The following is a 24,612-nucleotide window of genomic DNA, read 5'->3' on the forward strand; positions in this document are numbered from 1 at the left end:
CGGCTAGGGTGGGGTCATGGCAGTCGTGAAGATCAACGCGATCGACGTCCCGCCCGGCGCCGGCGAGGAGCTGGAGAAGCGGTTCGCCGCCCGGGCCGGCGCGGTGGAGAACTCCCCCGGCTTCCTCGGCTTCGAGCTGCTCCGCCCGGTCGCCGGGGAGAGCCGCTACTTCGTCTACACCCGCTGGGAGACCGAGGAGGCGTTCCAGGCATGGGCGGCCGGTCCGTCCCGCACGGCGCACGCCGGTGGCGAGGGTGGCGAGCAGCCCCGGCCGGTGGCCTCCGGCGCGACGCTGCTGGAGTTCGAGGTCGTCCAGCAGGTGGCCGGCAAGGGCTGACCCGGCTCAGGGTTCCCGGGTCTCGGTCAGCGAGGCGAAAGCGATCACGTTGTCGGCGTAGCCGGTCCTCCCGCCGATCCACTGCCCGCCGCAGGTGATCAGCCGCAGGCCGGGCGGGCCGTCGTCGCCGTACACCCGGTCGGCGGGCAGGCTCGACTTGTCGAAGTACTCCACCGAGTCGACGGTGAAGACCACCACCCGCCGATCGTCCCGGGTCACCTCGATCCGGTCGCCGGGCTTGAGCTTGCGCAGGTCGTAGAAGACCGACGGGCCGCTCTTGGAGTCGACGTGCCCGACGATGATCGCCCGGCCCGCCTCGCCGGGGGTCGGGCCGCGGTCGTACCAGCCGGTCTCGTTGTGCCGGTCCAGCGGCGGCACGCCGATCGACCCGTCCCGGGCCCGACCGACCGGGGCCACCGGGGCGGACACCTTGATCGCCGGGACGGCGAGGCTCACCGGGCGGCTGGCCGCCAGCCCGCCGCGCTCCTTCTTCCCGGCCTCGGCCGCGGGGCCCTGCGGGGCGGCGGCCCAGTCGAACGGCCCGACCGTGCGGCCGAGACCGGCGCCGGTGACGAAGACACCGAGCAGCACCAGCACCACCGCGAGCGGTACGGACCAGGGGCCGCGCCCCGGCGCGCGGTCGGGCCGGGCGGCGGCCGAGGCGGGCTGCGGGGCCATGCTCAGCGCCCGGCGACGCCACGGGGACGACGGGCGGCGACGATGCCGACGACCGCCCCGCCGATGGTCAGCGCCAGGCCACCGGGGACCAGCAGGCCGCCGAGGTCGGGACCGGTGGCGCCACCGAACCCGGTGTGCGGGCCGCGGCTGGGCTTCACCCCGTTGACCACCTGGAGCATCGTCGAGGCGGTCGCGCCGTTGGGGCACTCCAGCTTGATCCGGTAGTTGCCCGGCCGGGTGCGCTCCCTGACCATCGGCGACGCGGTCAGCTCGCCGCGCTGCGGCTGCACCTGGATCCGCCCGAAGGCGTCGGAGACGACCGTCGCCGGGATGGAATTGTCCCGGCAGCTGGCCCGGATGCCGACCAGGAAGCCGGCCTCGACGGTGCTCGGGCTCACCTCGACGAAGACCACGCCACCCGGTGGCGCCTGCGGCTGGCCGCCCTGGTCGGGCCCGCCCGGGGCCGGAGCCAGCGCGGGCGGCGCGGCGGCCAGCGCGGGGGCCGCCCCGGCCAGCGCCGGACCGAGCACACCGAACGCGACCGCCAACGCGGTGCGCTGGAGCGTGACCGACACCCCTGCCCCCTTCCGGCGCCCTCGGGCAGCGCCGGGGTTAGCGGAGCCGCCGGCCTGCCGTACGGGATGAATCGTCTCACCCCCGGGCGTACATCACATCCGATACGCCGGGACCGTCGCGTACGCTCGGGTCGCTGTGACCTCCACCGACCAGAACCCCGCCGTCCCGGCGGCGCCACCCGCCGCCCGGATCCGTACCTTCCACCCCCGCCGCGGCCGGATGAGCGGCCGCCAGACGGACGCGCTGGAGCGGCTCTGGCCGGCGTACGGGATCGACATCGCCTCCCTCGACGGGCCGGTCGACCCGGCGGCGTTCTTCGGCAGGGGCGCCCCGGTGGTGCTGGAGATCGGCTCCGGCATGGGGGACGCCACGGCCGCGATGGCGGCGGCCGATCCGGACCGAGACTATCTGGCGGTCGAGGTGCACACGCCGGGAATCGCCAACCTGCTCGACCTGGTGGAACGGCACCGGCTGAGCAACGTCCGGGTGGCCGAGGGCGACGCGTTGGACCTGGTCCGGGCGATGCCGGAGGCTTCGCTGGACGCGGTGCACGCCTTCTTTCCCGACCCCTGGCCGAAGTCCCGGCACCACAAGCGGCGGCTGATCCAGCCGGGCCACGTCGCGCTGCTGCGCTCCCGGCTTGCCCCCGGCGGCACGCTGCACTGCGCCACCGACTGGGCCGAGTACGCGGAGTCGATGCGGGGCACGCTGGCCGCCGACGCGGGCCTGCGCGACGCGCACGACGGCTGGGCGCCCCGCCCGGCCCACCGGCCGGTGACCAAGTTCGAGCGGCGCGGGGTGAAGGCCGGGCACCAGATCTTCGACCTGATCTACCGCCGCCGCTGACCGGCCGCGTACCCCGGCCGCCGGCACTGACCCGCCGGGGCGTACCCCCGGGTGGTTGGCGGGGCGCGGAACCGGGACGCGCGGGACGCGCCGCACCCCGGCGGCCGTCGCGGACGCCCCGGTTGGCGGGCGGGCCCATGATCCAGGCACCATGGACGCGCTATGACGCTCACCGCCGCGCTGCCGACAAGCGCTGACCCCGATGCCCTCTACGACGCGTTCGCCGCCTGGGCGAAGGAGCGCGGCCTCGACCTCTACCCCCACCAGGAGGAGGCGGTCATCGAGATCGTCTCCGGCGCCAACCTGATCATGAACACCCCGACCGGCTCCGGGAAGAGCCTGGTCGCCATCGCCGCGCACTTCGCGGCCCTCGCCGACAACCGGACGACCTTCTACACCGCGCCGATCAAGGCGCTGGTGTCGGAGAAGTTCTTCGCGCTCTGCGAGGTCTTCGGCGCGGAGAACGTCGGCATGCTCACCGGCGACGCCAGCGTCAACGCGGACGCCCCGATCATCTGCTGCACCGCCGAGATCCTGGCCAACCTGGCGCTGCGCGAGGGCACCAGGGCCGACGTCGGCCAGGTGGTCATGGATGAGTTCCACTTCTACGCCGAGCCGGACCGGGGCTGGGCCTGGCAGGTGCCGCTGATCGAGCTGCCCCAGGCGCAGTTCATCCTGATGTCGGCCACCCTCGGGGACACCACCCGGTTCGTCGACGACCTGACCCGGCGCACCAGCCGGCCGACCGCCGTCGTCCGCACGGCCGAGCGGCCGGTCCCGCTCCTCTTCTCGTACGCGATGACCCCGCTGCACGAGACCCTCGAGGAGCTGCTGGAGACCAAGCAGGCCCCGGTCTACGTCGTGCACTTCACCCAGGCCGCCGCGCTGGAGCGGGCCCAGGCGCTGATGAGCGTCAACGTCTGCACCCGGGCCGAGAAGGACATGATCGCGCAGGCGATCGGGAACTTCCGGTTCACCTCCGGCTTCGGCAAGACCCTGTCCCGGCTGGTCCGGCACGGCATCGGGGTGCACCACGCCGGCCTGCTGCCCAAGTACCGCCGGCTGGTGGAGACCCTGGCCCAGGCCGGCCTGCTCAAGGTCATCTGCGGCACCGACACCCTCGGCGTCGGCATCAACGTGCCGATCCGCACCGTGCTCTTCACCGGCCTGTCCAAGTACGACGGGGTGCGGACCCGGCTGCTCAAGGCCCGCGAGTTCCACCAGATCGCCGGCCGGGCCGGGCGGGCCGGCTTCGACACCCTCGGCCGGGTCGTGGTGCAGGCCCCCGAGCACGTGATCGAGAACGAGAAGGCGCTGGCCAAGGCCGGCGACGACCCGAAGAAGCGGCGCAAGGTGGTCAAGAAGAAGCCGCCGGAGGGCTCGATCGGCTGGGGCGAGCCGACGTTCCAGCGGCTGGTCGAGGCCGAGCCGGAGCCGCTCACCTCCAGCTTCCAGGTCAGCCACTCGATGCTGCTCAACGTCATCGGCCGCCCCGGCGACGCGTTCGCCGCCATGCGGCACCTGCTCACCGACAACCACGAGGACCGGGCCGCCCAGCGCCGGCACATCCGCCGGGCGATCGCCATCTACCGGGCGCTGCGCGCCGGCGGTGTGGTCGAACAGCTCGACGAGCCCGACGCGGCCGGCCGCCGGGTCCGGCTCACCGTCGACCTCCAGCTCGACTTCGCGCTCAACCAGCCGCTGTCGCCGCTGGCCCTCGCCACGATCGAACTGCTCGACGTCGAGTCCCCGTCGTACGCCCTCGACGTGCTCTCCGTCATCGAGTCGATCCTCGACAACCCGCGGCAGATCCTCTCCGCGCAGCAGTTCAAGGCCCGCGGCGAGGCGGTCGCCGCGATGAAGGCCGAGGGCATCGAGTACGAGGCCCGCCTCGAACTGCTCGACGAGGTGACCTGGCCCAAGCCCCTCGCGGAACTGCTGGACAACGCGTACGAGATGTACCGCCAGGGGCACCCCTGGGTCGCCGACCACCAGCTCTCCCCCAAGTCCATCGTCCGGGACATGTACGAGCGGGCGATGACCTTCACCGAGTACGTGCAGTTCTACGGGCTGTCCCGCTCCGAGGGCCTGGTGCTGCGCTACCTCGCCGACGCGTACAAGACGCTGCGGCAGACGGTCCCCGAGGACGCCAAGACCGAGGAGCTGGTCGACCTCATCGAGTGGCTGGGCGAGCTGGTCCGCCAGGTCGACTCCAGCCTGATCGACGAGTGGGAGCGGCTGCGCAACCCGTCCGACGTCGCCGAGGCGGCCGTGGCCCTGGACGACCGGGTCCCGGCGGTCACCCGCAACGCCCGGGCCTTCCGGGTCCTGGTGCGCAACGCGCTGTTCCGCCGGGTCGAGCTCGCCGCCCTGCGCCGCTGGTACGACCTCGGCGAACTCGACGGCGCCGCCGGCTGGGACGCCGACGCCTGGGCGGACGCGCTGGTGCCGTACTTCGACTCCTACGACTCAATCGGGGTCGGGCCGGACGCGCGCGGGCCGGCGCTGCTCATGATCGAGCAGGGCCGGGAGCGGTGGACCGTCCGGCAGATCCTGGACGACCCGGAGGGTGACCACGACTGGGGCATCAGCGCCGAGGTCGACCTGGCCGCCTCCGACGAGGCCGGCGCCGCGGTCGTCCGGATCACCTCGGTGGGCCAGCTCTGAGATCTCTTTCCAGGGGCCGTCCGGTGCGTCCGGACGGCCCCTTTTCTTCCCTGGGCGATGTCAGCCCCGTCGATTAGAATGTATGTACTAATCGAGCTCCTGAACTGGGAGGACGCTCATGACCGCGCCCGCCTCCGCACCGCTCACGCCGTACGCCACGCTCCTCGGCTTCACCCGCTACGTCGACCGCACCGGGCCGACCAAGGCCACCTTCGTCGGCGGCCTGCGCAAGCAGCGAGCCAGCCGGCACGGCTTCAACCCGCACGGCCAGTTCGTCAAGGCGCTCAAGGCCGACGTCGCCTTCCACACCGGCGGCACCCACCTGGCCGGGGTGGCCGATCTGGTCAAGCCCCGCTGGCGCCCGCTCTACCAGGCGCTCGTCCCCGGGGCGACCAGCTGGCTCCGGTCGCTCGGTGAGCCGGCCGGCGTCGACCTGGCCCAGACCCGGGACGCCCTGGCCATGCTCGGCGACCTGCCCGTCAAGATCAACCCCCACTTCGGCGTCCGGTACGCCGACGGCCACGCCGAGGCCGTCCGACTGCACTTCGACGAGGCCCCGCCGAGCGAGGAGGCGACCCTCGCCACCCTGCACCTGATGGCCCGGCACATGGACGCGGTGCTCCCGCACGCCGAGCCGGTCCTGGTCGACGTGCGCCGCGGCGAGGCCCACCGGATGCCCGACAGCGTCAAGCCCGAGCAGATCGAGCAGTGGCTGTCGGGCGAAGCCGCCGCCTTCCGCGCCATCTGGTCCACCGCCGCCTGAACCCCTCCCCACCCCACCCGAACACCTAATACACGGAAAGGGTGGCTATTCCGAGCGGAATAGCCACCCTTTCCGTGACAGTGCGCGGATCTTGGGGAGGGGGCGGGGACCCGTCAGGCGGTGGGGAGGTGCTTCTCCAGGTCGTCGATGATCTTGTTGGCGGCGCCGACGCCGATGCCGGTCATCCAGATCTCGTCGGAGACGACGTGCGCCTTGCCGGTCTTGACCGCGGAGAGGCCCTGCCAGAGCGTGCCGCCGGTGACCTTGGCCTGCTCGGCGGCGGCCTTCTCGCCGTACGCGGTCACGAAGATGACGTCACCGTCGACGTCGTTGATCCGCTCGGGGCTGACCCGGTCCATCCGCTTGTCCTCCTTGCCGGCGAGCAGCTGCCGCTCGGGGCGGCCGAGGCCGGTGTCACCGATCACGATGCCGGAGAACGAAGCCGGCCCGTACACGCGGATCTCGGTCGGCATGAACCGGACGATGGAGATCTTGCGGGCGGCGGCGTCGCCGAGCTTCGCGCCGAAGTCCTTCGCCCGCTTCTCGTAGGTGGCGAGCAGGTCGCGGGCCTGCTGCTCCTTGCCGAGCGCCTTGCCGTCGAGGAGCAGGTTCTCCTTCCAGGTGATGCCGACCTTCTCGGTGAAGACGGTCGGGGCGATGGCGCTCAGCTCGTCGTAGAACTTCTCCTGGCGGAACTTGCTGCCCAGGATGAGGTCCGGCTTGAGCGCGGTGATCGCCTCCAGGTCGGGCTCGGTGAGCACCCCGACCTCCTTGATGCCGGCCAGCTTCTCCGCGCCGAAGTAGGTCGGCCAGCTCTTCGCCTCGCCCGCGGTGGCCGCGCCGAGCGGCGTGACGCCCAGCGAGAGCGCCGTGTCGATCTTGTCGGTGTCGAGCACCACGACCCGCTTCGGCTCGGCCGGAACCTTGGTGGTGCCCATGGCGTGGGTGATCTCCCGGGTCTCCCCGGTGGCGGTACCGGCGACCGGGTCGCTCTCACCACAGGCGGTGAGACCGACGCCGAGGGCGAGGGCCGCGGTGAGGGCGGCAGCGAGACGACGCATCAGTGTCCTTTCGAGGGGTACGAGCCGACGCGCGGGTCGCCCGCGTCGTCGACGGAAGGGCGGGCCGCCGGAGCGGTCGGGCCCGTCGAGGTGGAGCCGTCCAGATCGGCGGCGACAGTGGCGGCGCCGGCCGGCTTCGGGCCGGGAGGGGTGGCGGCGCCGGCCGGGCCGGCGCCGGGAAGGGGCGCCAGGGAGGGGCTGGTGAGCGCGGGCACCACCAGCGGCGCGCCGGTGACCGGGCAGGGCACGACCACGCAGTCGAGCCCGAAGACCTCCCCGACCAGGTCGGCGGTGAGGATCTCGCGGGGCGGCCCGGCGGCCACCACGGCGCCGGCGCGCATCGCGACGAGGTGGTCGGCGTAGCGGGCCGCCTGGTTGAGGTCGTGCAGTACGGCCACCACGGTGCGGCCCCGCTCGGCGCGCAGCCGGTGCAGCAGGTCCAGCACCTCCACCTGGTGGGCCAGGTCGAGGAAGGTGGTCGGCTCGTCCAGCAGCAGCGCCCCGGTGTCCTGGGCGAGAGTCATCGCGATCCAGACCCGCTGCCGCTGACCGCCGGAGAGGGTGTCCACCGGCCGGTCGGCGAGCGCGGCGACGTCGGCGAGCGCCATCGCCCGGTCCACCGCCACGCCGTCCTCCTCGGACCACTGCCGCCACCACCGCTGGTACGGCTGCCGTCCCCGCCCGACCAGGTCGGCGACGGTGACCCCCTCGGGCACCAGCGGGCTCTGCGGCAGCACGCCGAGCCGGCGGGCCACCTCCCGGGTGGGCAGGTCGCGGATCGCGGTGCCGTCGAGCAGCACCGCGCCGCGACGTGGGGTGAGCAGCCGGGCCATGGTGCGCAGCAGGGTGGACTTGCCGCAGGCGTTCGGCCCGACGATCACGGTGAACGCGTCGGCGGGCAACGTCAGGTCCAGCCCGTCCAGCACGGTCCGCTCGTCGTAGCCGACCACCAGGTCGCGGGTGGAGAGCATCACGCCTCCTTGCCGGGAAGGGACATCACGACGACCGCCGACGGCCGCGGATCAGCAGGAACATCAGGTACGGCCCACCGATGGCGGCGGTGAGCACGCCCGCCGGCAGCTGGGTGGGGGCGAACAGCCGCCGCCCGGCCAGGTCGGCCAGCACCAGCAGCAACGCGCCGAGCAACGCGGCGCAGAGCAGCGGGGGGCGCTCGGCACGGACCAGCCGGCGGGCCACCTGCGGGGCGACCAGCGCGACGAAGTCCACTGCGCCGACCTGGGCGGTGACGGTCGCGGCGACCAGCACGCCGGTGGTGGCCAGGGCGATCCGGCGGGCCACCGGGCGCAGCCCGATCCCCCGTGCGGTGTCGTCGTCCAACGCCGAACCGTTCAACGCCCAGCCGGCCCAGGCGAGCACCGGCAGCAGCACGGCCAGGGTGAGCGCGATCCAGAGCGTCTCCGTCCAGCCCTTGCCGGCGAGGGTGCCGATCAGCCAGATCTGTGCCCGCAGCCCGTCGATCGGGTCGGCGGAGAGCATGACCACCTCGGTCAGCGCCCGCAGGGCGAAGGCCACGGCCAGGCCGGCCAGCACGAACCGCTGCGCGGCGAGCCCGTGCCGGGCTCCGAGGGCGAGCAGCAGCAACGCGGCCACCAGCCCGCCGAGCAGCGCCGCCGGGGCGACCAGGATCGCGGCGGCGCCGGTGGTGATCGCGACGGTCGCGGCCAGCCCGGCGCCCTGGGTGATGCCGATGACGTCGGGGCTGGCAAGGGGGTTGCGGGCCACGCTCTGGATGAGAGTGCCGGCGATGCCGAAGGCCGCCCCGGCCGCCGCGGCCAGCCCGATCCGGGGCAGCCGCAGGTCGAGCACCACCAGGTCGTACGGGGTGCCGGCGCCGGAGAGCGCTCGGAGCACGTCGACGGGGGCGACGTACGGGTTGCCGAGGGAGAGGCTGAGCACGACGGCGACAGCGAGCAGCGCGGTCACGGCGAGCGCGACGAGCACGGAACGGCGGCGGACCTGCACGCTGACCGGCCCGACCCGCAGCAGCGACCGGCCGGGCAGACCACTGGCGGTCCGCCGGGTGGTCGGGGCCGGCGCGGGACGCGCGGAGGCGGCCGGACCGGCGCCGGCGGGGCCGGTCGCGGCGGTCACGCCCAGGGCGGGGCCGGCCCCCGATTCCCGGTCGGCGGTGGTGCGGTCGGGCGTGCTCACGCGGTCACCACCTTCGCCCGGCGGACCAGCCAGGCCAGCAGCGGAGCGCCGATCAGCGCGGTGACGATCCCGGCGGGCACCTCGCCGGGCGGGGCGATCAGCCGGCCGACGATGTCCGCGCCGAGCAGGAGCGCCGGCCCGAGCAGGGCGGAGACCGCGAGGGTCCACCGGTGGTCGGCGCCGACCAGGGCCCGGGCCAGGTGCGGCACGGCGAGCCCGACGAAGGCGATCGGCCCGGCCGCGGCGACCGCGGCGCCGGTGAGCAGCACGGCGGCGGCTCCGCCGCCGAGGCGTACCAGGCCGATCCGGTGGCCGAGGCCCCGGGCGACGTCCTCGCCGAGGGCGAGCGCGTCGAGGCCGCGGGCGACCAGCGCGGCCAGCACCAGCCCGGCGAGGACGAACGGCAGCACCTGCCCGGCCACGCCGAGGTCCCGGCCGGCCAGCCCGCCGACCACCCAGAAGCGGTACTCCTCGAAGGTGCGCGCGTCGATGCTGAGCAGCGCGTACACCACGGAGGCGAGGCTGGCGTCGAGGGCCGCGCCGACCAGCGCGAGGGTGACCGGGCTGGCGCCGTCGCGGCTGCGGTTGGCGACGGCGAAGACCAGCAGGCCGGCGAGGAGCGCGCCGGCGATGCCGAACCAGACGTACCCGGCGAGGCTGCCGACGCCGAGGACGGCGATGGCGAGCACCACGCCGAACGAGGCGCCGGCGCTGATGCCGAGGATCCGCGGCTCGGCGAGGGGGTTGCGGGTGAGCGCCTGGAAGAGCACCCCGGCGACGGCGAGGGCGAGGCCGACGAGCAGGCCCAGGGCCGTACGCGGCAGCCGCAGCTCGCGCACGATGGTGCTGGCGGCACCGCCGTCCGGGGCGACCAGCGCGTCCCAGACCTGGCCCACGCCCAGCGGCCGGCTGCCGAGGGCGAGGCTGGCCAGCACGGTGAGCGTGAGCACCAGTGCGGCGACGCCGGCGATCCCGGCGCGGCGGCTGCGCTGCCCGCCGGTACGTCCGGCGGGCGGTGCCGGACGTGCGGCGACGATGGTCACGATGCTCCTGGGCACTCGACTAAGGTTCGCCTTACCTTAACCGAGGCGCTTAGGGCGACCTAACCGAGGATCCTCGATCGCCGCCGCACCGAGACCAAGAGGAACGACTTTCCCGAGCAGGGTTGAAGGTCGTCATCAGCCGACAAGGGGACGACCGGGCCCGATCCGCCCCTACGCTGGTGACATGCGATTCGACCAGCACACCGTCGTCCTCCTGGTCCGTCCGGCGGACGCGCCGGAGCTGCCTCTGGACGCGGCCGACCGGCTGCAGGACGCACACCTGGCCCACCAGGCGGGTCTGGTGGAGCAGGGGCACGTGATCGCCGCCGGGCCCTTCGTCGACCAGGACGACGAACGGCTGCGCGGCTTCGCGGTGCTATCCGTCGACCCGACCATGGCCCGCGAGCTGTACGCCAACGACCCCGCGGTGCGGGCCGGCCGGCTGGCCGTACGGGTGGCGAGCTGGATGGTGCCGGAGGGAAACGTACGGTTCGAGAGCGTCCCGGTGCCCCGGTCGATGCTGGAGGCGGCGGCCGGGGACTGACCGGGTCAGTCCTCGGAGGCCGGCCGGGTGCTCGGCACCGTCGGCATCGGCCACCGCCCGCTGGGGACCGTCAGCGCCGACTCGACCTGGTGGTCGGCCCAGACGTAGGTGTCCGGCAGCAGCTCCCGCACCGGCACCGCGCGTAGCGCGTCCATCGGCCCGACGATCACCCGGATCGACGGGAAGTAGTCCAGCAGCACCTGCCGGCACCGGCCGCAGGGCGGGATCACCCCGCGCCCCCGGTCGCCCACCGCGACGATGGTCTCCAGCTCGCCCGCGCCCTGGGTGGCCGCCGCGCCGATGGTGACCACCTCGGCGCACGGGCCACCGGTGAAGTGGTAGGCGTTCACCCCGGTGAAGATCCGACCGTCGGCGGTCCGGGCGGCGGCGGCCACGGTGTGGTTCTCGCTGCGGCAGCGCAGCTTGGCGACCGCCGTGGCGGCCTGCACGAGCGCGCGGTCGGTGTCCAGCATCGTCATCTCGGCCCCCGGTGCTCGGTGTCGCTCGCCGGCCAGCGTAGCCCGCGGGACACCCGTCTCCGGGCAGCGACCCGGGGTGTGGCCGGGGCCATCGCGGGACCGGACGGTAACCCGGGGGCGGTCCGGCCGCGGGCTGCCTATCCTTGGCGACGACATGCAGAATCCAGCCGCACCCGCCGAGGCCGTCACCGTCCGCGAGCTGCACCGCCGCCTCGACCTCCTGATGTTCCGCGACCAGCGTCGCCTGCAGCGGCGGTTGGACGGCGTACGCAAGCTCAGGGACCCGCAGCGGCGCGACGGCGCGTTGGCCGAGATCGCCGCGGACGTGGCGCGGGCCGAGGCGCGACTGGCCGCCCGGCGGGCCGCGGTGCCGGTGGTCACCTACCCGGCGCAGCTGCCGGTCAGCGAGCGCAGGGACGACATCGCCGCCGCGATCCGGGACCACCAGGTGGTGATCGTCGCCGGCGAGACCGGCTCCGGCAAGACCACCCAGCTGCCGAAGATCTGCCTGGAGCTGGGACGCGGGATCAACGGGCTGATCGGGCACACCCAGCCGCGGCGGCTGGCGGCCCGGACGGTGGCCGACCGGATCGCCGAGGAGCTCGGCACCGAGCTGGGTGACGTGGTCGGCTACAAGGTGCGCTTCACCGACCAGGTGAGCGACCGCAGCCTGGTCAAGCTGATGACCGACGGCATCCTCCTGGCCGAGCTGCAGACCGACCGGATGCTGCGCCAGTACGACACGCTGATCATCGACGAGGCGCACGAGCGCAGCCTCAACATCGACTTCATCCTGGGCTACCTCAGGCAGCTGCTGCCCCGCCGCCCCGACCTCAAGGTGATCATCACCTCGGCGACCATCGAGACCGACCGCTTCGCCCGGCACTTCGCGGACGCGGAGGGCGAGCCGGCGCCGATCGTCGAGGTGTCCGGCCGTACCTACCCGGTGGAGCTGCGCTACCGGCCGCTGCTCGAGGTCGCCGAGGACGAGGAGGGCGAGGACGAGGAGAACGTCCGCGACCAGATCCAGGCGATCGGCGACGCGGTCGAGGAACTCGCCGCCGAGGGCCCCGGCGACGTGCTGGTCTTCCTCAGCGGCGAGCGGGAGATCCGGGACACCGCCGACGCGCTGGGCAAGCTGGTGGAGAAGAAACGGTCCCTGTTCGGCACCGAGATCCTGCCGCTCTACGCCCGGCTCTCCGCCGCCGAGCAGCACCGGGTCTTCGCCCCGCACGCCGGGCGCCGGGTGGTGCTCGCCACCAACGTCGCGGAGACCTCGCTGACCGTGCCCGGCATCAAGTACGTGGTGGACCCGGGTACGGCCCGGATCTCCCGCTACTCCAGCCGGCTCAAGGTGCAGCGGCTGCCGATCGAGCCGGTCTCCCAGGCCTCGGCCAACCAGCGCAAGGGGCGCTGCGGCCGCACCTCGGACGGCATCTGCATCCGCCTCTACGACGAGCAGGACTTCCTCTCCCGGCCGGAGTTCACCGACCCGGAGATCCTGCGCACCAACCTCGCCTCGGTCATCCTCCAGATGACCTCGATCGGGCTCGGCGACCTCGCCGCGTTCCCGTTCATCGACCCGCCGGACCGACGCAACGTCACCGACGGTGTCAACCTGCTGCACGAGCTGGGCGCGCTCGACCCGGCCGAGACCGACCCGGCGAAGTGGCTCACCCCGCTCGGCCGGCGACTGGCCCAGCTCCCGGTCGACCCGCGGCTGGCCCGGATGGTGGTCGAGGGCGAGCGCAACGGCTGCGCCACCGAGGTGATGGTGATCGCCGCCGCGCTCTCCATCCAGGACCCGCGGGAGCGGCCGGCGGAGAAGCAGGCCCAGGCGGACCAGGCGCACGCCCGGTTCGCCGACAAGGAGTCGGACTTCGTCGCGCTGCTCAACCTCTGGCGCTACCTGCGCGAGCAGCAGCGGGAGCTGTCGTCCAGCGCGTTCCGCCGGATGTGCAAGGCGGAGTACCTGAACTACCTGCGGGTGCGCGAGTGGCAGGACATCGTCAGCCAGCTGCGCCAGGTGCTGCGTACCCCCGAGCCGGGACGCGGCGGGCGACCGGCGCTCGACGCCGGCGCGGACGGCGGCGGCGCGGACGGCGGCCGGCGCGGGGCCGGCGCGGACCTGCCGGAAGAGATCGACACCCCGAAGGTGCACCAGTCGCTGCTTGCCGGCCTGCTCTCGCACATCGGGCTCAAGGATGCACAGAAGCACGAGTACCTGGGTGCGCGCGGAGCGAAGTTCGCCCTCTTCCCCGGTTCGGCGCTGTTCAAGAAGCCACCGCGCTGGGTGATGGCCGCCGAGCTGGTGGAGACCGCCCGGCTCTGGGGCCGGGTGAACGGCCGGATCGAGCCGGAGTGGGTCGAGCCGCTCGCCCAGCACCTGGTGAAGCGGAGCTACAGCGAGCCGCACTGGGAGAAGAAGCAGGCCGCGGTGATGGCCTACGAGAAGGTGACCCTCTACGGCATCCCGCTGGTCACCTCTCGCAAGGTCAACTTCGGCCGGATCGACCCGGCGCTGAGCCGGGAGCTGTTCATCCGGCACGCCCTGGTCGAGGGCGACTGGCAGACCCACCACCAGTTCTGGCAGGACAACCAGCGGCTGCTCACCGAGATCGAGGAGCTGGAGAACCGGGCCCGCCGCCGGGACATCCTGGTCGACGACGAAACGGTGTTCCAGTTCTACGACGAGCGGATCCCCGCCGACGTGGTCTCCGGCCGGCACTTCGACAGCTGGTGGAAGAAGACCCGCCGGGAGCAGCCGGAGCTGCTCACCTTCACCCGCGAGCTGCTGATCAACGCGGGTCGCGGCGGGTTGGAGGAGGACGACTACCCGGACGAGTGGCGGGCCGAGGGGGTCACCCTGCCGCTGACCTACCGCTTCGAGCCGGGCACCGAGACCGACGGCGTGACCGTGGACATCCCGCTGCCGCTGCTCAACCAGGTGCCGGCGGAGAGCTTCGACTGGCAGGTGCCCGGGCTGCGCGAGGAGCTGGTCATCGCGCTGATCCGGTCGCTGCCCAAGGCCGTCCGGCGCAACTTCGTCCCGGTACCCGACTACGCCCGGGCCGCGCTCGCCGCGATCACCCCAGGCCAGGAGCCGCTGCTCGACGCGCTCACCCGGCAGCTGCGCCGGATGACCGGGGTCACCGTGCCCCGCGAGGCGTGGGACCTGGCCCGGCTCCCGGCGCACCTGCGGGTCAGCTTCCGGGTCCTCGACGAGGAGAACAAGCCGGTCGCCGAGGGCAAGGACCTGCCCACCCTGCAACGCCAGCTCCGCCAGGAGGTACGCCAGGTCGTCGCGGCCGCCGCGCCGGACGTGGCCCGCACCGGCCTCAAGGAGTGGAGCATCGGGGCGCTGCCGCGCACCATCGAGCAGGTCCGTGCCGGCTACGCGGTGACCGCGTACCCGGCCCTGGCCGACGAGGGCGGCACGGTCGGGGTGAAGGTCTTCGACTCGGAGGCCGAGCAGGCCGCCGCGCACTGGGCCGGCACCCGACGACTGCTGCGGCTGACCGTCCCGTCGCCGGCGAAGTTCCTCCAGGGACGGCTGAGCAACGAGGCGAAGCTGGCGCTGAGCCGCAACCCGCACGGCGGAGTGCAGCAGCTGATCGAGGACGCGGCCGGGGCGGCGATCGACAAGCTGATCGCCGAGGCCGGCGGGCCAGCCTGGGACGCCGAGGGCTTCGCCGCGCTGCGGGACAAGGTCCGCGCCGACCTGGTCGACACCGTGGTCGAGGTGATGGACCGGGTCCGCCGGGTGCTCGCCGCCGGGTACGCGGTGGAGCAGCGGCTCGGCCGGACGCAGAACCTCGCCGTGGTGGCCGCCCTGGCCGACATCCGGGCCCAGCTCTCCGGCCTGGTGCATGCCGGCTTCGTCACCGAGGCCGGGTACGCCCGCCTGCCCGACCTGCTGCGCTACCTCACCGCGATCGAGCGGCGGCTGGACCGGCTGCCCGGCAACCCGCAGCGGGACAAGCAGCAGCAGGACCGGATCGCGGTGGTGCAGAAGGAGTACGCGGACATGCTCGCCGCGCTCCCGCCCTCGCGCCGGCAGTCCGCCGCCGTACGGCAGATCCGCTGGATGATCGAGGAGCTGCGGGTGAACGTCTTCGCCCAGGCGCTCGGCACCCCGTACCCGGTGTCGGAGCAGCGGATCTACCGCGCCATGGACGACGCCGAGGGCCGCTGAGCCGCTGAGCGCCGCACGAGGCGGTGCGGAGGCCGTCGCTCCGTTATCGTCTGCGTCACCGGTCGTCGGGCGACCGGCTTCGATCCCTGGGGTGGGACACAAGCTGTACCAGGGCTTCCGGCACCGGGAGGAGCGCCGGGCCAACCGTGAGCCCGGGAAGCGGGCGGTGGCGGCGGCCGAGGAGTGGCGCGCTTCACGGCGCCGGTAGCGACCGCGGCGCCGACACGCGCCCGGCGCGGCCCCCACCGGCACGGCCCCCACCCGGCGCGTCGGCGCGACCCGTCACCCGGTCGGGTGGGTGTGCGACGCCGTGAATCGGGAACGCCGCTCGCCCCGCGCTGTCGCTGCGGGGTGAGGAGCCGCGCCCGTGACCGCCGTCCGTCCCGCCGTCGTGCGCCCGATCGGGGCCGGATCTGCCGTCCGCGACGGCGCCGGACCGGCCGCGACCGCCCTCCGTGCCGCCGGTCTCGCCGCCACCGGCCTGAGCATGCTGCTGTTCGCTGTCCTGCACGTGGGCGCCCACGGCGTCCACCCGGTCCGGGACACGCTGAGCGACTACGCGCTGACCCGCGACCGCTGGTTGTTCGACCTGGCCGTGCTCGTCCTGGCCGCCGGGTCGGCGCTGCTGCTCGCCCCACTCTCCGGAGGGGCCAGGCGGCACCGGGGGGCCGGGCGGCACGCCGGGTGGCGGCGGACCGCGGCCCGGGCCGCGTTCGCCGCGTGGTGCCTGGGCCTGACGGTGCTGGTCGTATTCCCCCGCGATCCGGTGGGCGCGGCGACGACCGCGGCCGGCGACATCCACCGCTGGGCCGCCGTCGCCGCCCTGTGCGGGCTGCCGGTGGGCGCGCTGCTGACCGCCGTACGGCATCCGGGGCGGTGCGTGGCTGCCGTGGTGGTGGCCTCGGCCGGCTGCCTGGTGGCGCTGCTGCCCTTCGCGACCGCCTACCTGGTCGGCTCGCCGCTGCGCCCGGCCGTGGGGCTGCTGGAACGCACCGTCAGCGTGGGCGAGGTCGTCGTGCTGCTGCTCACCACCCGGCTGTGCCGGCCCGCCGACGGTCCACCCCGCGGCTCGTCGGGCCGGCGACGGCGGGAACTAGAGCCGTACTAGCCGGCTGGGCGCCGCCACCGACGCTTGCGTACAGCCTTGTTGATCATGCCTCGGCGTGAGGTGACTCGCCCCGCACCTCAAAACGCCCAAAGTCGCACAATCTACGCGTCTAGTGCAGTACCCTTCGTCGCGGAAGCCCGCCGTACGAGGCGGGTCCGCCAGCTCGCACGAAGCGCCTGACCAGCGAACAGACTTCTTCGTAAGCGGGTCGATGCCCGGGAACGACAGGCTGGTCAAGGGCGTGGGAACAACTATGACATGTCGAATGGAGCGGCAACGGATGCAGATCACTTATCTCGGGCATGCCGGGTTCTGCGTGGAGACTTCTCAGTCGATTGTCGTCATGGATCCCTGGATGTCCCCGACCGGAGCGTTCGACTCGGCGTGGTTCCAGTTCCCTTGCAATCATCATCTCGCCGCTCTTGTTCAGGAAAAGCTCCAGGACACGGCGAAGCACCGGTACCTCTACATCAGCCACGAGCACAAGGACCACTTCGACCTGCCGTTCCTGAACAGCCTCCCGGCGCGGGACTTCACGCTCATCGTTCCGCACTACCGCCGCCCGGCGATCCGTGAACTGCTGGCGGACTACCAGTGCAACGGCCTCATCGCCTGCCACGACGGTCAGGAAATCCCGATTGCCGGCGGCAGTGTGACGCTCTATCTAAACGACTCCGAGTTGGACCGCGACTCCGCGATCCTCCTGACGGCCGATGGCCACAGCTTCCTTAACATGAACGACTGCAAAATCCACGACCGCCTGCCGGAGATCCGGCAGAACGCGGGCGACATCGACGCCTTCGCGTGCCAGTTCTCGGGAGCGCTGTGGCATCCCACCTGCTACGAGTACTCGAAGGAGACCTACCAAAGGATCTCGCGCAAGAAGATGATGAGCAAGTTCGAGGCCACGGCGAAGGCGATCGAAGCCGTCGAGCCTCGGATGTTTCTGCCGTCAGCAGGTCCAGCGGCTTTCCTCGACCCCCTGCTGTCCCATCTCAACTTCGAGGAGGTGAACATCTTCCCACGTGCCCCCCGGTTCCTGTCCTATCTCGATAAGAGGCTCAGGAGGTCGCACCAGGCTGAGATCCCCGACATCATGCCGGGGGATGTCGTCGACGTGGCCACGGCATCCCTGGTCCATCTGGCCCCCGATCGGGTGAACGAGGACAACTACGAGAGCTACATGCGGGCATACATCGCCCGATACGAGGGCTTCTTCCGTGCGCGCCGCTACGTCGACGCACCCGGCCGCAGTGACCTTGTCCTGAAGCGCCTGCAGGAGGAACTCGAGCGCAAGCTCGATGCGTTCACGCTACGGGAGCGGATCGACAGGATCCTGTACGTAGGGCTCCTTGACCGCCCACGGGAGCTCCTCCGGGTTGATTTCCGCAGCGGGTGGGTCGATCCGGTTGACACATTCGACGAAAAAGACAACTACTATTCGATGTCAGCCCCGTCGTGGGAGATCGAGCGGGTGCTTGACGGGCGGCTGAGCTGGGAAGACTTCTCACTGACGCTCCGGATGCGCCTGAGCCGCGAACCGGACGTCTACCAAACCCTCGTTCACGGGTTCCTCATCATGGAGTCCGAGGATCTCAACCACTTCTGCGCGCGCCTGCTCGATCTGGAAGCAAGTACCGAGCGGTTCATCGTCGAGGCCCAGGGGTGCCGGTACTCCGTCAACAGGTTCTGCCCGCATCAAGGAGCCGATCTGGCCCAGGGTTGGATAGAGGAGGACCGGTATCTCGTATGCGCGAGGCACCGCTGGCGTTTCGATCTGCTCGAGGGTGGCCGGGCCGACACGAGTTCCCACACGATCGAGGCGATCGGGCTGGAGGACTCCTGACGCACGTGGCCGACGTGCCCGAGCATGTCCCGAGGTCGACGGACCTCGCGCCGCCGATGCGCCGGACGCAGGGCCTGCCGGGATCGTTGCGTGTGACGACGAGTCGACGCTGATCGACTAGAGGGGAACTAGAGCCGAACTAGAGCGGCTCGACGCCCGGCGGGAGCTCGTCGTTGCCGGTGGCGTCGTGCACGTACTCCAGCAGTATCCGGCGCAGCTCCCGACCGGCGTGGGTGGGCACCACGTCCCGGCGGCGGGCCACCGCGATGGTCCGCCGTACGCCGGGCGGGGCGAGCCGGGTGACCCGGACGCCGGGCCGGCGGGCGACCACGATGCCGGGCACCAGCGCCACGCCCAGCCCGGCCTCGACGAAGCTGAGCACGGCGTCCATCTCGCCGCCGTCGACCGAGAAGGTGGGCTCGAAGCCGGCCTCCCGGCAGGCCTGGATGGTGACGTCGCGCAGGTCGTAGCCCTCGCGGAACATGACCAGGGGCTGGTCGCGCAGGTCGGTGATGCGCAGTTGCCCGGTCTCCTGGGCGGCCGGCAGCGGGTCCACCGAGGCGACCACCAGGCTCTCCCGCAGGATCGGGTCAGCGCGCAGGCCCGGGTCGGCGCCCTGGGCCGGCATGATGATCAGCGCCAGGTCGAGGTCGCCGCGGAGCAGGTCGCGGACCAGGTCCTGCGAGCCGCTCTCCTCCACCCGCAGGTCGACGGTGGGGTGGGCGTCGCGGAAGCGGCGCAGCACCGGCGGGGCGAGTGAGGTGGCCAGGCTCGGGGTCGCGCCAAGCCGGACCCGGCCCCGGCGCAGCCCCACCAGCTCCTGCACCTCGCGGGCGGCGGTGTCGACGTCGGCCAGGATCCGCTTGGCCAACGGCAGCAGCACCTCGCCCGCAGCGGTGAGGGTGATGTTGCCCCTTACCCGTTCGAAGAGCGGAGCCCCGAGGTCGGTCTCCAGGGCGTGAATTTGCTTACTCAACGAGGGCTGGGTTATGCCGACGATGTCGGCGGCTTGGGTGAAATGTCGTACTTCTGCCACCGCGACGAAGTACTTCAGCTGATGGAGCTGCATCTACATAGCCTACGGCTATCAAGACTGCGAGGTCGATGCATTGGACGACTGATCAAAGTGCTCCTAGCGTCGGTCATGTGGTAATCACGAAAACTCGGTCGCCCATCCGCTCGAACGTCGGCCTCAAGGCCGTCATGGCGGTGACGGGCATCCTCCTGGTGCTCTTCCTCATCGTCCACATGCTGGGGAACCTCAAGATCTTCACGGGCGAGACGTCCTTCGACCACTACGCGCACTGGCTGCGGGACATCGGCACGCCGCTGCTGCCCAGCACCTGGTACCTGTGGTTGCAGCGCACCGTGCTCACCGTCGCCGTGGTTGCCCACATCGTGGCCGCCACCGTGCTGGCCCGCCGCGCCCGCGCCGCCCGCCCGGTCAAGTACGCCCACCGCAAGCCGGTCCGGGGCAGCTACGCGGCCCGCACGATGCGCTGGGGTGGGGTGATCATCCTGCTCTTCGTGATCTACCACATCCTGGACCTCACCACCGGCACGCTGAACCCGGTCGGCGACGCCAGCAACCCGTACGGCAACGTCGTCGCCGACTTCGCGCCGGAGCGCTGGTACGTCACGCTCTTCTACACCCTGGCGGTCGTCACGCTCGGTTTCCACCTGCGGCACGGCGCCTTCAGCGCGTTCCGCAGCCTCGGCCAGCAGAGCCCCAAGGGCGAGCGCCGGGCGCGCAGCGCCGCGCTGGTCTTCGCGGTCGTGCTCTGCGCCGGTTACCTCGTGGTCCCGTTCGCCGTACTCACCGGATTGGTGTCCTGACCATGGATCTCTACACCAAGGGCGACCCGATCGCCGACACCAAGGCTCCCGAGGGCCCGATCGAGACCCGCTGGGAACGCCGCCGCTTCGAGGCCAAGCTGGTCAACCCGGCCAACCGCCGCAAGATGACGGTGATCGTGGTCGGCACCGGCCTGGCCGGCGGCTCGGCCGCCGCGACCCTGGCCGAGCAGGGCTACCGGGTCAAGAGCTACTGCTACCAGGACAGCCCGCGCCGGGCGCATTCGATCGCCGCGCAGGGCGGCATCAACGCCGCCAAGAACTACCGCAACGACGGCGACTCGGTGCACCGGCTCTTCTACGACACCGTCAAGGGCGGCGACTTCCGCTCCCGCGAGTCGAACGTGCACCGGCTGGCCGAGGTCTCGGTCAACATCATCGACCAGTGCGTGGCCCAGGGCGTGCCCTTCGCCCGCGAGTACGGCGGCCTGCTGGACACCCGCTCCTTCGGCGGCGCGCAGGTGCAGCGCACCTTCTACGCCCGGGGCCAGACGGGCCAGCAGCTGCTGCTCGGCGCGTACCAGGCGCTGGAGCGGCAGATCGGCCTGGGCAACGTGGAGATGAACAGCCGGCACGAGATGCTGGAGCTGGTCGCCGTCGACGGCAAGGCCCGCGGCATCGTGGTGCGCGACCTGATCACCGGTGAGATCACCACCGAGATGGCCGACGCGGTCGTGCTCGCCTCCGGCGGTTACGGCAACGTCTTCTACCTCTCCACCAACGCCAAGGGTTGCAACGTCACCGCCAGCTGGCGGGCGCACCGCAAGGGCGCGTACTTCGCCAACCCCTGCTACACGCAGATCCACCCGACCTGCATCCCGGTCTCCGGCGACCACCAGTCGAAGCTGACCCTGATGAGCGAGTCGCTGCGCAACGACGGCCGGGTCTGGGTGCCGAAGGCCAAGGACGACGACCGCGCGCCACGGGACATCCCCGAGGACGAGCGCGACTACTACCTGGAGCGGATCTACCCCTCCTTCGGCAACCTGGTACCCCGGGACATCGCCTCCCGCGCCGCGAAGAACGTCTGCGACGAGGGTCGCGGCGTCGGGCCGACCAAGCTCGGCGTCTACCTCGACTTCGCCGACGCCATCAACCGGCTCGGCCGCAAGGCGATCGAGGCCAAGTACGGCAACCTCTTCGAGATGTACGAGCGGATCACCGGCGAGGACCCGTACGAGGTCCCGATGCGGATCTACCCCGCCGTGCACTACACGATGGGCGGCCTCTGGGTCGACTACGACCTGCAGTCCAGCATCCCGGGCCTGTTCGTGGTCGGTGAGGCGAACTTCTCCGACCACGGCGCGAACCGCCTCGGCGCCTCGGCGCTGATGCAGGGTCTCGCGGACGGCTACTTCGTGCTGCCCAACACCATCGCCAACTACCTCGCCTCCGGCCCGCTGGAGAAGGTCGAGGCCAGCCACCCGGAGGCGGTCGCGGCCCGCCGCGACGTCGAGGACCGTGTCGCCCGGCTGCTCGCCGTCAACGGCGACCGGACCGTGGACTCGTTCCACCGCGAGCTCGGCCAGATCATGTGGGAGCACTGCGGCATGGAGCGCAGCGAGGCCGGCCTGCGCAAGGCGATCGACGAGATCCGGACGCTGCGCGACGAGTTCTGGCAGCGGGTCCGCGTCCCGGGCGACGGCGAGGGGCTCAACCAGTCGCTGGAGAAGGCCGGCCGGGTGGCCGACTTCTTCGAGCTGGCCGAGCTGATGTGCATCGACGCACTGCACCGCGAGGAGTCCTGCGGCGGCCACTTCCGGGCCGAGCACCAGACCCCCGAGGGCGAGGCGCAGCGCGACGACGAGCGCTTCAGCTATGTCGCGGCCTGGGAGTACACCGGCAGCGGCACGCCGTCCGTGCTGCACAAGGAAGACCTGGCCTTCGAATACGTCCACCCCACGCAGCGGAGCTACAAGTGAACCTGACCCTGCGCATCTGGCGCCAGACCGGCCCGAACGACAAGGGTCGGATGGTGACCTACCAGGTCGAGGACGTCTCCCCGGACATGTCGTTCCTGGAGATGCTCGACGTGCTCAACGAGCGGCTCATCCTCAACGGCGAGGAGCCGGTCGCGTTCGACCACGACTGCCGCGAGGGCATCTGCGGCGCCTGCGGCATGGTGATCAACGGCAACGCGCACGGCCCGCAGCGCGGCACCACGGCCTGCCAGCTGCACATGCGGCAGTTCAAGGACGGCGAGACGATCGACATCGAGCCGTGGCGGGCCCGGGCCTTCCCGGTCGTCAAGGACCTGGTCGTCGACCGGGGCGCCTTCGACAGGATCATCGCCGCCGGTGGGTACATCACCGCGCCGACCGGCAGCGCCCCGGAGGCGCACGCCACCCCGGTGGCCAAGGCCAACGCGGACGCCGCCTTCGAGTCGGCCGCCTGCATCGGCTGCGGCGCCTGCGTGGCGGCCTGCCCGAACGGCTCCGGCATGCTCTTCACCGCGGCCAAGGTCACCCAGCTCTCGCTGCTGCCGCAGGGCCAGCCGGAGCGCTACACCCGGGTGATCGGCATGGTCGACGCGCACGACGAGGCCGGCTTCGGTGGCTGCACCAACGCCGGTGAGTGCACCGCGGTCTGCCCGAAGGGCATCCCGCTGAACACCATCGGCCGGCTCAACCGGGACTACCTGAAGGCGACCGCCACGCGCGGCGACACCCCGGGCTCCTGACGCCGGCGGCGGGGTCCGCCGCCCGCCACGCCTGTCACCGACCGCCGTACCCCGCCGGGGTGCGGCGGTCGGCGTTTTCCAGCGGCACGCCACGCCCGGGAGCGCTGGGCGGGCCGGTTCAAGTCCCCGAGCGCGGGTAGCAGTCCCATGGACGGCGCCGAGAGGGGAAGACAGGCATGAAGGCCTACGTGGGCCGGGTGGGCCGGCCCCCGCTGCCGATCACCACCCCGGAGCGGGTGGCCCGGGCGATCGTGGCCTGCGCCGACCGGCCCCGACGGGAGGTCTCGGTGGGCCGGCTCAACGAGGGCGTGGGCTTCGCGCCGAACCCGGCCGGTGCGGCGGTACGCGGCAGCTGGCTGCCCGACCTGCCGAAGCTGGCCCGATCGTTCGGCGGGTCCGCCGCCGCGGTCGGCGGGTCCGCCGCCGCGGTCGGCGGGTCCGCCGCCGCGGTCGGCGGCGCGGTGCTGCGCCGGCTGCGCTGACGCTCGACCCGACCACCCGGTGCCGTCCGGCTCCGCTTCCAGGCGGCGCCCGAACGGACCGAAGGGCTTCGCGGGAGCGCGGTGGCGCGGCGGTGGCTACCGTGTACTCCGGGAAACGGTGGAGGGGACTCAGCGATGCGGGAACCAGCGGAGCGGGCGGTCGAGCGGGCACTCGGCGGACGGCTGTGGCGGATGGCGGGGTTGGCCGCGATGGCCGGCCTGGCGTGGACGGCCCGGGACGTGCCGGCGGCCATGGGCGGTCGGCTGACCGGGGCCCGGGCGGAGCGGGCGGCCCGCTCCCCGCAGTTCCGAAACGGCACCTTCCACAACCGGACCGCCAGCCGGTCGATGCCGGGCGGCGAACCGGGCCGCAACCTGCTCTGGGAGCTGATCTTCGGCAAGCAGCGCCGCCGCCCGACGGCCCCGGTGCCGCTGCTGCGCCCCGCCCCCGCCCCGGAGACCGCCGCCGAGCGCGAGCTCAGCATCGTCTGGTACGGCCACGCCTCGGCCCTGATCGAGATCGAGGGACACCGGGTGCTGGTCGACCCGGTGTGGAGCGACCGCTGCTCCCCGTCCGCCGCGGTCGGGCCGAGGCGGCTGCACGAACCTCCGGTACGCCTCGACGACCTGCCCCCGGTCGACGCGATCCTCATCTCGCACGACCACTACGACCACCTCGACATGGCCACCGTGCAGGAGCTGACCCGCCGGCAGTCCGCGCCGTTCGTGGTGCCGCTCGGCGTCGGCGCGCACCTGGACCGCTGGGGCGTACCGGCGGGGCGGATCGTCGAGCTGGACTGGTCGGAGTGCCACCGGGTGGGCGGCCTGGAGATCACCGCCACCGCGGCCCAGCACTTCTCCGGCCGGGGGCTGCGCCGCGACGGCACGCTCTGGAGCTCCTGGGTGGTGGCCGGGGCGCACCGCAGGGTCTTCTACACCGGCGACTCCGGCTACTTCGACGGCTACGCCGAGATCGGCGCGGCGTACGGGCCGTTCGACGTGACGCTGATGCAGATCGGCGCGTACGACCGGGCCTGGCCGAGCATCCACATGTTCCCCGAAGAGGCGGTCTCCGCCCACCTCGACCTGCGCGGCGGGCTGTTCCTCCCGGTGCACTGGGCGACGTTCAACCTCGCCCTGCACGACTGGTCGGAGCCGGTCGACCGGCTCTGGGCCGAGGCCAAGGCCCGCGACGTCCGGCTGGCGGTGCCCCGCCCGGGCGAGCGGGTGGTGGTGGACGACCCGCCGCCGGTGGACGGCTGGTGGCAGGCGGTCGCCTGA

21 protein-coding genes are annotated in these 24,612 nt (G+C 72.4%); 13 read left to right on the plus strand and 8 right to left on the minus strand.

Annotation, left to right across the window (positions count from 1 at the left end; translation table 11 throughout):
* Positions 1–16 precede the first annotated feature (16 nt).
* Positions 17–337 (plus strand): antibiotic biosynthesis monooxygenase family protein, encoded by a 321-nt coding sequence (locus ACLQ2U_RS14095; RefSeq protein ID WP_425751062.1) that lies wholly within the window; start codon positions 17–19, stop codon positions 335–337.
* A gap of 6 nt (positions 338–343) precedes the next feature.
* On the opposite strand, the gene ACLQ2U_RS14100 is transcribed toward ACLQ2U_RS14095, so the two are convergent.
* Together ACLQ2U_RS14100 and ACLQ2U_RS14105 are read right to left on the minus strand one after the other, a co-directional pair.
* A complete protein-coding gene (locus ACLQ2U_RS14100; RefSeq protein WP_425751063.1) occupies positions 344–1,015 on the minus strand; it encodes a class F sortase in 672 nt (223 codons plus the stop codon).
* A gap of 2 nt (positions 1,016–1,017) precedes the next feature.
* Positions 1,018–1,590: a hypothetical protein gene (locus ACLQ2U_RS14105; RefSeq protein ID WP_425751064.1), complete on the minus strand. Its 573-nt coding sequence runs from the start codon at positions 1,588–1,590 to the stop codon at positions 1,018–1,020.
* A 136-nt stretch (positions 1,591–1,726) separates the two neighbouring features.
* Between ACLQ2U_RS14105 and trmB the strand changes: the two genes are divergently transcribed.
* From trmB to ACLQ2U_RS14120, 3 genes are all read left to right on the plus strand, one after another.
* Positions 1,727–2,437, plus strand: a complete 711-nt coding sequence (gene trmB, locus ACLQ2U_RS14110; protein WP_425751065.1) for a tRNA (guanosine(46)-N7)-methyltransferase TrmB — start codon at positions 1,727–1,729, stop codon at positions 2,435–2,437.
* A 162-nt stretch (positions 2,438–2,599) separates the two neighbouring features.
* Positions 2,600–5,104 carry a DEAD/DEAH box helicase gene (locus ACLQ2U_RS14115; protein ID WP_425751066.1) on the plus strand — a complete coding sequence of 835 codons (2,505 nt, stop codon included), beginning with the start codon at positions 2,600–2,602 and terminating at the stop codon, positions 5,102–5,104.
* A gap of 118 nt (positions 5,105–5,222) precedes the next feature.
* Entirely contained in the window at positions 5,223–5,867 is a 645-nt protein-coding gene (locus ACLQ2U_RS14120) for a hypothetical protein (RefSeq protein WP_425751067.1), read from the plus strand.
* Positions 5,868–5,980: 113 nt separating this feature from the next.
* Here the strand turns inward: ACLQ2U_RS14120 and ACLQ2U_RS14125 are convergent, their stop codons facing one another.
* From ACLQ2U_RS14125 to ACLQ2U_RS14140, 4 genes are read right to left on the minus strand one after another with little or no spacing between them, the layout of a single operon-like run.
* Positions 5,981–6,928: an ABC transporter substrate-binding protein gene (locus tag ACLQ2U_RS14125; protein WP_425751068.1), complete on the minus strand. Its 948-nt coding sequence runs from the start codon at positions 6,926–6,928 to the stop codon at positions 5,981–5,983.
* A complete protein-coding gene (locus ACLQ2U_RS14130) occupies positions 6,928–7,899 on the minus strand; it encodes an ATP-binding cassette domain-containing protein (protein ID WP_425751069.1) in 972 nt (323 codons plus the stop codon). The genes ACLQ2U_RS14125 and ACLQ2U_RS14130 overlap by 1 nt, the downstream gene beginning before the upstream one ends.
* Positions 7,900–7,924: 25 nt before the next feature.
* The gene (locus tag ACLQ2U_RS14135; protein ID WP_425751070.1) at positions 7,925–9,100 is read right to left on the minus strand and encodes a FecCD family ABC transporter permease; all 1,176 of its coding nucleotides are present in this window, start codon (positions 9,098–9,100) and stop codon (positions 7,925–7,927) included.
* Entirely contained in the window at positions 9,097–10,143 is a 1,047-nt protein-coding gene (locus tag ACLQ2U_RS14140; RefSeq protein ID WP_425751121.1) for a FecCD family ABC transporter permease, read from the minus strand. The genes ACLQ2U_RS14135 and ACLQ2U_RS14140 overlap by 4 nt, the downstream gene beginning before the upstream one ends.
* A gap of 184 nt (positions 10,144–10,327) precedes the next feature.
* On the opposite strand from ACLQ2U_RS14140, the gene ACLQ2U_RS14145 reads away from it, so the two are divergent.
* Positions 10,328–10,687, plus strand: a complete 360-nt coding sequence (locus ACLQ2U_RS14145; RefSeq protein ID WP_425751071.1) for a YciI family protein — start codon at positions 10,328–10,330, stop codon at positions 10,685–10,687.
* A gap of 5 nt (positions 10,688–10,692) precedes the next feature.
* Here the strand turns inward: ACLQ2U_RS14145 and ACLQ2U_RS14150 are convergent, their stop codons facing one another.
* Entirely contained in the window at positions 10,693–11,166 is a 474-nt protein-coding gene (locus tag ACLQ2U_RS14150) for a cytidine deaminase family protein (RefSeq protein ID WP_425751072.1), read from the minus strand.
* Between the two features lie 154 nt (positions 11,167–11,320).
* Here ACLQ2U_RS14150 and hrpA point away from each other — a divergent pair, with 154 nt between their 5' ends.
* The 3 genes from hrpA (at position 11,321) to ACLQ2U_RS14165 (ending at position 18,315) form a co-directional block, all read left to right on the plus strand.
* On the plus strand, positions 11,321–15,361 hold the full coding sequence (gene hrpA, locus ACLQ2U_RS14155; RefSeq protein ID WP_425751073.1) for an ATP-dependent RNA helicase HrpA: 4,041 nt from the start codon (positions 11,321–11,323) through the stop codon (positions 15,359–15,361).
* Positions 15,362–15,728: 367 nt separating this feature from the next.
* The gene (locus ACLQ2U_RS14160) at positions 15,729–16,469 is read left to right on the plus strand and encodes a DUF998 domain-containing protein (RefSeq protein WP_425751074.1); all 741 of its coding nucleotides are present in this window, start codon (positions 15,729–15,731) and stop codon (positions 16,467–16,469) included.
* Between the two features lie 280 nt (positions 16,470–16,749).
* A complete protein-coding gene (locus ACLQ2U_RS14165) occupies positions 16,750–18,315 on the plus strand; it encodes a Rieske 2Fe-2S domain-containing protein (RefSeq protein WP_425751075.1) in 1,566 nt (521 codons plus the stop codon).
* Positions 18,316–18,454: 139 nt separating this feature from the next.
* Here the strand turns inward: ACLQ2U_RS14165 and ACLQ2U_RS14170 are convergent, their stop codons facing one another.
* Complete coding sequence (locus ACLQ2U_RS14170; protein WP_425751076.1) at positions 18,455–19,384, minus strand: LysR family transcriptional regulator; 930 nt, start codon at positions 19,382–19,384, stop codon at positions 18,455–18,457.
* Between the two features lie 35 nt (positions 19,385–19,419).
* On the opposite strand from ACLQ2U_RS14170, the gene ACLQ2U_RS14175 reads away from it, so the two are divergent.
* The 5 genes from ACLQ2U_RS14175 (at position 19,420) to ACLQ2U_RS14195 (ending at position 24,612) form a co-directional block, all read left to right on the plus strand.
* Positions 19,420–20,151, plus strand: a complete 732-nt coding sequence (locus ACLQ2U_RS14175; protein WP_425751077.1) for a succinate dehydrogenase cytochrome b subunit — start codon at positions 19,420–19,422, stop codon at positions 20,149–20,151.
* Positions 20,152–20,153: 2 nt separating this feature from the next.
* Positions 20,154–22,091 (plus strand): fumarate reductase/succinate dehydrogenase flavoprotein subunit, encoded by a 1,938-nt coding sequence (locus tag ACLQ2U_RS14180; RefSeq protein WP_425751078.1) that lies wholly within the window; start codon positions 20,154–20,156, stop codon positions 22,089–22,091.
* Positions 22,088–22,849 carry a succinate dehydrogenase/fumarate reductase iron-sulfur subunit gene (locus ACLQ2U_RS14185; RefSeq protein WP_425751079.1) on the plus strand — a complete coding sequence of 254 codons (762 nt, stop codon included), beginning with the start codon at positions 22,088–22,090 and terminating at the stop codon, positions 22,847–22,849. Before ACLQ2U_RS14180 ends, ACLQ2U_RS14185 begins: the two co-directional genes overlap by 4 nt.
* Before the next feature lie 176 nt (positions 22,850–23,025).
* Positions 23,026–23,331 carry a hypothetical protein gene (locus tag ACLQ2U_RS14190; RefSeq protein WP_425751080.1) on the plus strand — a complete coding sequence of 102 codons (306 nt, stop codon included), beginning with the start codon at positions 23,026–23,028 and terminating at the stop codon, positions 23,329–23,331.
* Between the two features lie 135 nt (positions 23,332–23,466).
* Complete coding sequence (locus ACLQ2U_RS14195) at positions 23,467–24,612, plus strand: MBL fold metallo-hydrolase (protein WP_425751081.1); 1,146 nt, start codon at positions 23,467–23,469, stop codon at positions 24,610–24,612.

The sequence above is a fragment of the Micromonospora sp. DT47 genome (assembly GCF_049844475.1).
GTDB lineage: Bacteria > Actinomycetota > Actinomycetes > Mycobacteriales > Micromonosporaceae > Micromonospora.

What these genes read in the sequence shown, in the direction of transcription:
- ACLQ2U_RS14180 (WP_425751078.1), top strand. Translation starts at nt 20,154, where the DNA reads ATGGATCTCTACACCAAGGGCGACCCGATCGCCGACACCAAGGCTCCC.
- ACLQ2U_RS14170 (WP_425751076.1), bottom strand. Translation starts at nt 19,384, where the DNA reads ATGCAGCTCCATCAGCTGAAGTACTTCGTCGCGGTGGCAGAAGTACGA.
- ACLQ2U_RS14175 (WP_425751077.1), top strand. Translation starts at nt 19,420, where the DNA reads ATGCATTGGACGACTGATCAAAGTGCTCCTAGCGTCGGTCATGTGGTA.
- ACLQ2U_RS14115 (WP_425751066.1), top strand. Translation starts at nt 2,600, where the DNA reads ATGACGCTCACCGCCGCGCTGCCGACAAGCGCTGACCCCGATGCCCTC.
- ACLQ2U_RS14190 (WP_425751080.1), top strand. Translation starts at nt 23,026, where the DNA reads ATGAAGGCCTACGTGGGCCGGGTGGGCCGGCCCCCGCTGCCGATCACC.
- ACLQ2U_RS14120 (WP_425751067.1), top strand. Translation starts at nt 5,223, where the DNA reads ATGACCGCGCCCGCCTCCGCACCGCTCACGCCGTACGCCACGCTCCTC.
- ACLQ2U_RS14165 (WP_425751075.1), top strand. Translation starts at nt 16,750, where the DNA reads ATGCAGATCACTTATCTCGGGCATGCCGGGTTCTGCGTGGAGACTTCT.
- ACLQ2U_RS14130 (WP_425751069.1), bottom strand. Translation starts at nt 7,899, where the DNA reads ATGCTCTCCACCCGCGACCTGGTGGTCGGCTACGACGAGCGGACCGTG.
- ACLQ2U_RS14125 (WP_425751068.1), bottom strand. Translation starts at nt 6,928, where the DNA reads ATGCGTCGTCTCGCTGCCGCCCTCACCGCGGCCCTCGCCCTCGGCGTC.
- ACLQ2U_RS14195 (WP_425751081.1), top strand. Translation starts at nt 23,467, where the DNA reads ATGCGGGAACCAGCGGAGCGGGCGGTCGAGCGGGCACTCGGCGGACGG.
- ACLQ2U_RS14150 (WP_425751072.1), bottom strand. Translation starts at nt 11,166, where the DNA reads ATGACGATGCTGGACACCGACCGCGCGCTCGTGCAGGCCGCCACGGCG.
- ACLQ2U_RS14095 (WP_425751062.1), top strand. Translation starts at nt 17, where the DNA reads ATGGCAGTCGTGAAGATCAACGCGATCGACGTCCCGCCCGGCGCCGGC.
- ACLQ2U_RS14100 (WP_425751063.1), bottom strand. Translation starts at nt 1,015, where the DNA reads ATGGCCCCGCAGCCCGCCTCGGCCGCCGCCCGGCCCGACCGCGCGCCG.
- hrpA (WP_425751073.1), top strand. Translation starts at nt 11,321, where the DNA reads ATGCAGAATCCAGCCGCACCCGCCGAGGCCGTCACCGTCCGCGAGCTG.
- ACLQ2U_RS14145 (WP_425751071.1), top strand. Translation starts at nt 10,328, where the DNA reads ATGCGATTCGACCAGCACACCGTCGTCCTCCTGGTCCGTCCGGCGGAC.